We start from the raw sequence: 9,967 nt of genomic DNA, 5'->3' as shown, positions 1-9,967 counted from the left end.
ATTTGCGCGACTTACTCGCTCCTTGGGGGCTAGACGTCCCGGAGCGTGCGCTACGGGAAATGACATTAGACAGCCGTGTTGCCGCTGCCGGGGATTTATTTGTCGCTATTGTCGGCCACCAGACGGATGGGCGTCGCTATATCCCGCAAGCTATCGCTCAAGGTGTGGCGGCTGTGGTTGCTGAAGCTGATGGTGTGGCTCCGGATGCCAGTATGGTCGAGATGCATGGTGTTCCTGTTATATATCTGCGTAATTTGAATCAGCACTTATCCAAGCTGGCGGGACAATTTTACCATCAGCCGGGTGCCGCATTACGTTTAGTCGGTGTGACCGGAACCAATGGTAAAACCACCACCACTCAATTGCTGGCGCAATGGGCTCAAATGTTGGGCGAAACCAGTGCAGTGATGGGGACTGTTGGCAATGGTCTGCTAGGCCAGGTTATCCCGACTGAGAACACCACCGGCTCAGCGGTTGATATCCAGCATTTGCTCCGCAATCTGGCTGACCAAGGGGCGACTTTTGCCGCGATGGAAGTCTCCTCCCATGGTTTGATTCAGAACCGCGTAGCCGCATTGCCGTTTGCTGCCGCAGTGTTCACTAACTTAAGTCGTGATCATCTGGATTATCACGGCAATATGGCGAGTTACGAAGCAGCAAAATGGCTGTTGTTCTCCACCCATCAGTCCGAACACAAAATCATTAATGCTGATGACGAAGTCGGTCGTCGCTGGTTAGGGCAGTTGCCGCAAGCTGTCGCCGTTAGTATGGAAGGCAATATTCCTGTGGGTTGGAATGGCCCATGGCTATCTGCCACTCAGGTTCACTATCACGATAATGGTGCCAGCATTGCTTTTGACTCAAGCTGGGGCGAAGGCCAGTTAGAAAGCCGCCTGATGGGGGCATTCAACGTCAGTAACTTGCTGGTGGCATTGGCAACACTGCTTTCACTGGATTACCCACTAACACAATTATTAGCTGCCGCACCTCATCTACAACCAGTGTGTGGGCGGATGGAAGTATTTAATGCACCGGGCAAACCGACGGTAGTGGTGGATTATGCCCACACACCGGATGCATTGGAAAAAGCACTGGCGGCGGCACGTTTACATTGTAAAGGCCAGCTGTGGTGTGTGTTTGGTTGCGGTGGTGATCGTGACAAAGGTAAGCGCCCACTTATGGGCGGTATCGCGGAACAACTGGCTGATCGGGTGGTTGTCACTGATGATAATCCACGTAGTGAAGAGCCGCAGGCGATTGTCGCCGATATCCTCAGTGGATTGCTGGATGCCGGACATGCGCAAGCCATTCATGGCCGCGCAGAAGCCGTGACCAGCGCCATCATGCAAGCTAAAGCCGATGATGTGGTGTTGATTGCCGGCAAAGGGCATGAAGATTATCAATTGGTTGGCAATCGCCGCTTGGATTACTCTGACCGAGTCACCGTCGCGCGTTTGTTGGGGGTGGTGGCATGATTAAGGTCTCACTGCATTTTCTGTCCACGCTGCTGAACGCTGAATATATTGGTCGCGATAGCGCCGATATTACCGAAGTGACCATTGATACCCGTAAGGTCACTCCTGGGTGTTTATTCGTTGCGCTGAAAGGCGAGCGTTTTGATGGACATGACTTTGCAGAAGATGCTGTTGCCGCTGGCGCTGGTGCTTTGCTGGTAAGTAAACACTTACTGGTGGAGGCGCCACAATTAGTGGTTAAAGACACCCGCCTGGCATTGGGGCAATTGGCTGCATGGGTGCGCCAGCAAGTGCCTGCCCGTGTGGTAGCCTTGACCGGTTCCTCCGGTAAAACCTCAGTAAAAGAAATGGTTGCGGCGATTTTGCGCCAATGTGGCAAGGTGCTGTATACCGCCGGTAACTTTAATAATGATATCGGCGTGCCGCTGACCTTGCTGCGTCTGACGCCCGAGTATGATTTTGCTGTCATTGAGCTAGGTGCAAACCATATCGGTGAAATTGCCTACACCACGGACTTAAGCCGCCCTGAAAGTGCTTTGGTGAATAATTTAGCTGCCGCACATTTGGAAGGTTTTGGCTCACTGGCCGGAGTGGCTCAAGCCAAAGGCGAGATTTTCGCCGGCTTACCCGCGAATGGTACAGCGATTATTAATGCTGATAGCAATGACTGGCCGCACTGGCAGGAAACATTGCATAACAAGCGCGTATGGCGTTTTGCACCTCTCGGTGCAGAAGATATCGATTTCTTTGCCAGTGACGTGCGTATTACACCAAAAATCACTCATTTCACTCTGCATTCTCCCTTCGGCACGGTGGCTATAGAATTGCCACTGCCGGGGCGGCATAACATTGCCAATGCATTAGCCGCCGCGGCGTTAGCCATGTCGGTCGGTGCTAGTTTAGCTGCCGTTCGTGAGGGGCTGACGCAATTACAGGCCGTACCGGGTCGCTTATTCCCGATTGAACTTGCTGCTGGCAAGTTGCTGCTTGATGACAGCTACAACGCCAATGTCGGCTCCATGACCGCCGCCGCGCAAGTACTGGCTGAAATGCCGGGCTACCGAGTGATGGTGGTGGGTGATATGGGCGAGTTGGGTGAAACCGCAGTCGATTGTCACCGCCAGGTGGGCGAAGCCGCGAAACAGGCGGGCATCGATAAAGTCCTTAGCGTAGGGTCATTAAGCCAGACACTTAGCGATGCAAGCGGGTGCGGCGAACATTTTCAGGATAAGAACACTTTGGCAGCCCGTGTCAGTGAGTTGCTGCTCGAACATCCGGTTATCACAGTCTTAATTAAAGGTTCACGTAGCGCCGCCATGGAAAATGTCGTGCGTGCGTTACAGGAGAAGGCATCATGTTAGTTTGGTTGGCTGAATACTTAGTAAAATTTTACTCGGGTTTTAACGTCTTTTCCTATTTGACGTTCCGCGCCATTGTCAGTCTGTTGACGGCATTAATTATCTCGTTGTGGATGGGGCCGCATCTGATCGCCTATTTGCAGAAATTACAGATTGGTCAAGTCGTCCGTAATGACGGGCCAGAGTCACATTTCAGTAAACGCGGCACCCCGACTATGGGCGGCCTGATGATTTTGTTCTCCATCACTATTTCGGTTCTGATGTGGGCCTACCCATCTAACCCGTATGTGTGGTGTGTGCTGTTTATTCTTATTGGTTATGGGATTGTCGGTTTTATCGATGATTACCGCAAAGTGGTACGTAAAAACACCAAGGGCCTGATTGCTCGCTGGAAATACTTCTGGCAGTCGATCATTGCACTGGCTGCCGCTTTTGCGATGTACAGCATCGGTAAAGATACCCCAGCTACTGAGCTGGTGGTGCCTTTCTTCAAGGACATCATGCCGCAGCTTGGCTTGCTCTATATCCTGCTGGCTTATTTCGTCATTGTGGGCACCAGCAACGCGGTTAATTTGACCGATGGGTTGGATGGTTTGGCGATTATGCCAACGGTATTTGTTGCTGGTGGTTTCGCACTGGTGGCCTGGGCGACCGGTAACGTGAACTTTGCTGCATACCTGCATATTCCTTATCTGCGTCACGCTGGCGAGCTGGTGATTGTTTGCACCGCGATTGTCGGGGCTGGGCTGGGCTTTTTATGGTTCAACACCTACCCGGCACAAGTGTTTATGGGTGATGTTGGCTCGTTGGCATTGGGCGGGGCGCTGGGTACCATCGCGGTATTGCTGCGCCAAGAGTTCTTATTAGTGATTATGGGCGGGGTGTTCGTGGTTGAAACACTGTCGGTCATCTTGCAAGTCGGTTCCTTTAAGTTACGTGGGCAGCGCATTTTCCGTATGGCCCCGATTCATCATCATTATGAACTTAAAGGCTGGCCAGAACCGCGGGTGATCGTGCGCTTCTGGATTATTTCGCTGATGCTGGTGCTGATTGGCCTGGCGACGCTGAAGGTGCGGTAATTATGGTTGATTATCAGGGTAAGAAAGTCGTCATTATCGGGCTGGGGCTAACCGGCCTTTCCTGCGTTGATTTCTTCATCGCGCGTGGCGTAACACCGCGAGTGATGGATACCCGTATCAATCCACCGGGCCTGGATAAATTACCCGAAAATGTCGAGCGTCATGTTGGTGACTTGAATCAGCAGTGGTTATTGGATGCTGATTTGATTGTTGCCAGCCCCGGTATTGCGTTGGCACATCCTGCTTTGAGTGAAGCCGCGGAAGCAGGTGTTGAGATTGTCGGCGATATCGAGCTGTTCTGTCGTGAAAATCAGGCACCGGTGGTAGCGATTACCGGCTCTAACGGTAAAAGTACCGTCACCACTCTGGTCGGCGAGATGGCGAAAGCGGCTGGCTGGCAGGTTGGCGTAGGGGGCAATATTGGTGTTCCTGCTCTTAACTTACTGAAACAGTTGACCTTGCAAAAACACGAAAATCAATTGGTGGTGTTGGAATTATCCAGCTTCCAGTTGGAAACCACCTCAAGCCTGCGTGCCAGTGCGGCCACCATACTGAACGTGACGGAAGATCACACTGACCGTTATCCGTTCGGTTTGCAGCAATATCGCGCAGCTAAGCTGCGGGTATATGAAAACGCTAAAGTTTGTGTCGTGAATGCCGATGACGCGCTCACTATGCCAGTTCGTGGTGCTGATAACCGCTGTATCAGCTTTGGGGTGGATGTCGGTGATTACCATTTGAATAAGCAGCAGGGAGAGATCTGGCTGCGGGTTCGTGGTGAGAAGGTGCTGAATACTCGGGAAATGAAATTAACCGGACGGCATAACTATACCAATGCGCTAGCCGCACTGGCATTGGCTGATGCCGTGGGTATTCCGCGCTCATCAAGTTTGAAAGCGTTGACCATGTTCACTGGTTTGCCGCACCGTTTCCAATTGGTGTTTGAACACAACGGCGTGCGTTGGATTAACGACTCCAAAGCCACCAACGTGGGTAGCACAGAAGCGGCTCTGGATGGTTTACAGGTTGATGGCACTTTGCATTTGTTACTGGGCGGCGACGGGAAATCGGCAGATTTCTCCGGGTTAACCCGCTTTTTGCAAGGCGACCATATCAAGATTTACTGTTTTGGGCGTGATGGTGAGCAACTGGCTGAGCTGCGTCCGGAAGTGTCGCAACTGACTGAAACAATGGAACAAGCCATGGTGCTACTGGCGAAATCACTGGCACCGGGCGATATGGTGTTATTGTCACCCGCTTGCGCCAGCTTGGATCAGTTCCGCAGTTTCGAGCAACGTGGTGATGAGTTTGCTCGTCTGGCAGAGGAGTTGGGCTGATGCGTATGCCGGGGCTGGGGCTGTTTAATACCGTAAAACATTTTGTGATGGGGTCGCGCGAAAGCGACACCACCAGCATGGTGCTTTACGACAGAACCTTGCTGTGGCTGACCTTCGGTTTGGCAATTATTGGTTTTGTGATGGTGACATCGGCATCGATGCCAATTGGTCAGCGTCTGGCAGGTGACCCTTTCCTGTTTGCCAAACGTGATGCGCTGTATTTGGCACTGGCATTCGGTTTGTCGCTGGTGACTTTACGTATTCCAATGGATGTCTGGCAGCGCTATAGCAATATTATGTTGCTGATTTCAATTGTGATGTTGCTGGTAGTGCTGGTTGTGGGTAGCTCGGTCAACGGGGCATCCCGCTGGATCTCTCTCGGGCCGTTGCGCATTCAGCCGGCTGAGCTATCTAAGTTATCGCTGTTTTGCTACCTGGCCAGCTATCTGGTACGCAAGGTTGAAGAAGTTCGCAGTAACTTTTGGGGTTTTTGTAAACCCATGGGCGTAATGGTTATTTTGGCCGTATTACTGCTCGCGCAACCCGATTTAGGTACCGTGGTGGTGCTGTTTATCACTACGCTGGCGATGTTGTTTCTGGCTGGTGCCAAAATGTGGCAGTTTTTAGCCATTATCGGTTCTGGTGTGTTTGCCGTTTGCCTGCTAATTGTTGCCGAACCTTACCGTATGCGCCGAGTGACATCATTCTGGAACCCGTGGGCGGATCCCTTCGGCAGTGGTTACCAGTTGACCCAATCGCTGATGGCCTTTGGTCGCGGTGAATTCTGGGGGCAGGGCTTAGGGAATTCAGTGCAGAAACTGGAGTATTTACCGGAAGCACATACTGACTTTATTTTCTCGATTTTAGGCGAGGAACTCGGGTATTTCGGTGTGGTTCTTGCATTGTTAATGGTATTCTTCGTCGCTTTTCGTGCTATGTCCATTGGGCGTCGCGCTTTAGAGATAGATCAGCGATTTTCTGGCTTTTTGGCCTGTTCGATTGGTGTCTGGTTTAGCTTCCAGGCGCTGGTTAACGTTGGGGCTGCTGCTGGAATGTTGCCAACCAAAGGTTTGACACTGCCGCTGATAAGTTACGGTGGTTCGAGCCTGATTATTATGTCAACGGCCATAGTGTTGTTGTTACGCATTGATTTTGAAACACGTCTGGCAAAAGCCCAGGCGTTTGTAAGGAGTGCCCGATGAGTGGCAAGACCAAGCGTTTAATGGTGATGGCGGGTGGCACTGGGGGGCATGTCTTCCCCGGTTTGGCCGTAGCTCATCATCTGATGGCGCAAGGCTGGCAGGTGCGTTGGTTAGGCACCGCCGACAGAATGGAAGCGTCATTGGTACCCAAAAACGGTATTGAAATTGATTTTATTGAGATTTCTGGTTTACGCGGTAAGGGCTTGATGGCCCAACTGACCGCTCCTGTGCGTATTTATCGCGCGGTTCGTCAGGCGAAGAAAATCATGCGTGATTACCAACCGGATGTGGTGCTGGGGATGGGCGGTTATGTTTCCGGCCCCGGTGGTTTGGCAGCATGGTTGTGCGGTATCCCGGTGGTATTACATGAGCAAAACGGGATTGCGGGTTTGACTAACCGCTGGCTGGCCAGAATCGCGAAAAAAGTTTTACAAGCATTTCCAGGGGCATTCCCGCACGCCGACGTGGTGGGTAACCCGGTTCGTACTGATGTATTGGCGCTACCATTACCTGCTGATCGCTTAGCTGGCCGCGAAGGGCCGATTCGGGTGTTAGTCATTGGCGGTAGCCAGGGTGCGCGAGTACTGAATCAAACCTTGCCGCAGGTTGCAGCAACATTGGGTGAACAGATAACTATTTGGCATCAGGTGGGTAAAGGCGCATTACCCGATGTGCTGCAAGCCTACCAGCAAGCAGGGCAGGGTGATAAGCATCAGGTAGTTGAGTTTATTGATGATATGGCTGCGGCTTATGCCTGGGCTGATGTGGTGGTTTGCCGTTCCGGTGCGTTGACGGTCAGCGAAGTTGCCGCAGCAGGGTTACCGGCGATTTTTGTGCCGTTCCAACATAAAGACCGGCAGCAATATTGGAATGCATTGCCGCTGGAAAAAGCTGGTGCCGCCAAAATTATCGAACAGCCACAATTTACAGCACAAGCGGTGAGCAACCTGTTAGCCGAGTGGGATCGTCCCACCTTATTAGCGATGGCCGAGCAAGCAAGACGGGTGGCTATTCCTGACGCAACTGAGCGAGTGGCCGCCGAAGTGGTCGCTGCCAGTAAGTGATACAGAAAAGATAGTTACTGAAAAAAAAGATAGTTATCGCTCGCACTTATGCGGGCTATGAATATGTAACAGACAAAAAAGTGAAGAAAAACGTGAATACACAACAACTGGCGAAACTACGTACTATCGTGCCCGAGATGCGTCGCGTCCGGCACATTCACTTTGTTGGCATCGGTGGTGCCGGCATGGGTGGTATCGCTGAAGTGTTGGCAAACGAAGGTTATCAGATTAGCGGTTCAGATTTGGCACCCAATCCGGTCACTCAGCATTTGACTTCATTAGGCGCACAGATTTATTTCCATCACCGTCCAGAGAATGTGCTGGATGCCAGTGTGGTGGTGGTTTCAACAGCAATTTCTGCGGATAACCCGGAGATTGTTGCCGCTCGCGAGGCGCGTATTCCGGTGATTCGTCGTGCTGAGATGCTGGCTGAATTGATGCGTTTCCGTCATGGGATTGCGGTGGCTGGTACGCACGGCAAAACTACCACCACAGCGATGGTTTCCAGCATTTATGCCGAAGCAGGTTTGGACCCAACATTTGTGAATGGCGGTTTAGTTAAAGCGGCGGGCACTCATGCCCGGTTAGGTTCAAGCCGTTATTTGATAGCCGAAGCTGATGAGAGTGATGCGTCATTCCTGCATTTGCAGCCGATGGTGGCGATTGTCACCAACATCGAAGCCGACCATATGGATACTTATCAGGGCGACTTTGAGAATTTAAAACAGACATTTATTAACTTTTTGCACAACTTACCATTCTACGGCCGTGCAGTGATGTGTATCGACGATCCAGTGGTGCGTGAGTTGTTGCCACGGGTAGGTCGTCATATCACCACCTACGGTTTCAGCGATGACGCCGATGTACAGATCGCCAGCTACCGGCAAGAAGGCCCACAGGGGCACTTCACACTGAAACGACTGGATAAGCCGCTGATGACAGTGACCTTGAATGCACCTGGCCGTCATAACGCGCTAAATGCGGCTGCGGCAGTGGCTGTCGCGACCGAAGAAGGTATTGAAGACGATGACATCCTGCGTGCGCTGGCAGGGTTCCAGGGGACTGGCCGCCGTTTTGATTTTCTTGGTAACTTCCCGCTGGCAGCGGTCAACGGAAAAGAAGGCAGTGCCATGCTGGTGGATGACTATGGTCATCACCCGACAGAAGTGGATGCCACGATTAAAGCTGCACGTGCTGGCTGGCCGGATAAACGTATTGTGATGGTGTTCCAGCCGCACCGTTATACCCGAACACGCGATTTGTATGACGACTTCGCTAATGTTCTGTCGCAAGTTGATGTTTTACTTATGTTAGATGTGTATGCCGCCGGAGAACCGCCAATCCCAGGCGCGGATAGCCGCTCGTTGTGCCGTACCATCCGTAATCGTGGCAAATTGGACCCTATTTTGGTGTCAGACAGTGATACGGTGCCCGAGGTGTTAGCGCAAGTGCTGAATGGCGATGACCTGATTCTGGTTCAGGGCGCAGGCAACATTGGTAAGATTGCCCGTAAATTGGCTGAGCTTAAATTGCAGCCACAGACAAAAGACGAGGAACATCATGGCTGAGAAAGTTGCGGTACTGCTGGGTGGGACCTCTGCTGAACGTGAAGTGTCATTGTTATCAGGCGAGGCGGTATTAGCGGGCTTGAGAGAGGCGGGTATCGATGCTCATGGTATTGATACTAAAGACTTCCCGGTGACACAGCTTAAAGAGCAAGGCTTTGATAAGGTCTTTATCGCTTTGCATGGGCGCGGTGGTGAAGACGGTACGCTGCAAGGGGTGTTGGAGTTTCTGCAACTGCCTTATACCGGCAGTGGTGTGATGGCTTCAGCGCTGACAATGGACAAATTGCGTACCAAATTGGTGTGGCAAGCTTCAGGTTTGCCAATTTCGCCTTATGTCGCGCTAAATCGTCAACAGTTTGAAACACTTTCGTCAGAGGAATTGGCGGCGTGTGTCGCTAAGCTTGGCCTGCCATTAATCGTTAAGCCAAGTCATGAAGGCTCTAGCGTAGGAATGAGTAAGGTTGATCAGGCGAATCAATTGCATTCTGCTCTGGTTGAAGCTTTCCGTCACGACACTGATGTGCTGATTGAGAAATGGTTGAGTGGGCCAGAATTTACCGTCGCGATCCTTGGTAATGATGTTTTACCGTCGATTCGCATTCAGGCTCCCGGTGTGTTTTATGATTATGAAGCTAAATATCTGTCTGATGAGACCCAGTACTTCTGCCCAAGTGGCTTGAGTGCTGAGTTAGAGCAACAGTTGGCTGCATTGTCATTACAGGCCTATCAGGCATTGGGTTGCAGCGGCTGGGGCCGAGTTGATGTTATGCAAGATAGCGATGGCCGTTTCTACCTGCTTGAAGTGAATACTTCACCGGGTATGACCAGCCACAGTTTAGTGCCGATGGCTGCCCGCCAATATGGGTTGAGTTTTTCCCAGTTGG

8 protein-coding genes are annotated in these 9,967 nt (G+C 51.7%); all 8 read left to right on the top strand.

Annotation, left to right across the window (positions count from 1 at the left end):
- The first annotated feature begins 2 nt into the window (after positions 1 to 2).
- On the top strand, positions 3 to 1,475 hold the full coding sequence (gene murE / locus ACNSO8_RS03595) for a UDP-N-acetylmuramoyl-L-alanyl-D-glutamate--2,6-diaminopimelate ligase (RefSeq protein WP_418393847.1): 1,473 nt from the start codon (positions 3 to 5) through the stop codon (positions 1,473 to 1,475).
- Positions 1,472 to 2,836 carry a UDP-N-acetylmuramoyl-tripeptide--D-alanyl-D-alanine ligase gene (gene murF, locus ACNSO8_RS03590; RefSeq protein ID WP_046051598.1) on the top strand — a complete coding sequence of 455 codons (1,365 nt, stop codon included), beginning with the start codon at positions 1,472 to 1,474 and terminating at the stop codon, positions 2,834 to 2,836. The genes murE and murF overlap by 4 nt, the downstream gene beginning before the upstream one ends.
- Entirely contained in the window at positions 2,830 to 3,912 is a 1,083-nt protein-coding gene (gene mraY, locus ACNSO8_RS03585) for a phospho-N-acetylmuramoyl-pentapeptide-transferase (RefSeq protein WP_005156870.1), read from the top strand. The genes murF and mraY overlap by 7 nt, the downstream gene beginning before the upstream one ends.
- A 2-nt stretch (positions 3,913 to 3,914) precedes the next feature.
- Positions 3,915 to 5,249 carry a UDP-N-acetylmuramoyl-L-alanine--D-glutamate ligase gene (gene murD, locus ACNSO8_RS03580; RefSeq protein ID WP_418393846.1) on the top strand — a complete coding sequence of 445 codons (1,335 nt, stop codon included), beginning with the start codon at positions 3,915 to 3,917 and terminating at the stop codon, positions 5,247 to 5,249.
- Complete coding sequence (ftsW, locus tag ACNSO8_RS03575; protein ID WP_005156865.1) at positions 5,249 to 6,451, top strand: cell division protein FtsW; 1,203 nt, start codon at positions 5,249 to 5,251, stop codon at positions 6,449 to 6,451. Before murD ends, ftsW begins: the two co-directional genes overlap by 1 nt.
- Positions 6,448 to 7,515 carry an undecaprenyldiphospho-muramoylpentapeptide beta-N-acetylglucosaminyltransferase gene (gene murG / locus ACNSO8_RS03570; protein WP_263698897.1) on the top strand — a complete coding sequence of 356 codons (1,068 nt, stop codon included), beginning with the start codon at positions 6,448 to 6,450 and terminating at the stop codon, positions 7,513 to 7,515. The genes ftsW and murG overlap by 4 nt, the downstream gene beginning before the upstream one ends.
- A gap of 92 nt (positions 7,516 to 7,607) precedes the next feature.
- The gene (gene murC, locus ACNSO8_RS03565) at positions 7,608 to 9,083 is read left to right on the top strand and encodes a UDP-N-acetylmuramate--L-alanine ligase (RefSeq protein WP_019080508.1); all 1,476 of its coding nucleotides are present in this window, start codon (positions 7,608 to 7,610) and stop codon (positions 9,081 to 9,083) included.
- On the top strand, positions 9,076 to 9,967 hold an 892-nt coding region (locus tag ACNSO8_RS03560; RefSeq protein WP_418393845.1), incomplete at its 3' end, for a D-alanine--D-alanine ligase. The genes murC and ACNSO8_RS03560, both read left to right, overlap by 8 nt.

The sequence above is a fragment of the Yersinia sp. LJYL362 genome (assembly GCF_048323875.1).
Note: the sequence above shows the minus strand (reverse complement) of the source record. Positions and strands in the feature narration are given on the sequence as shown.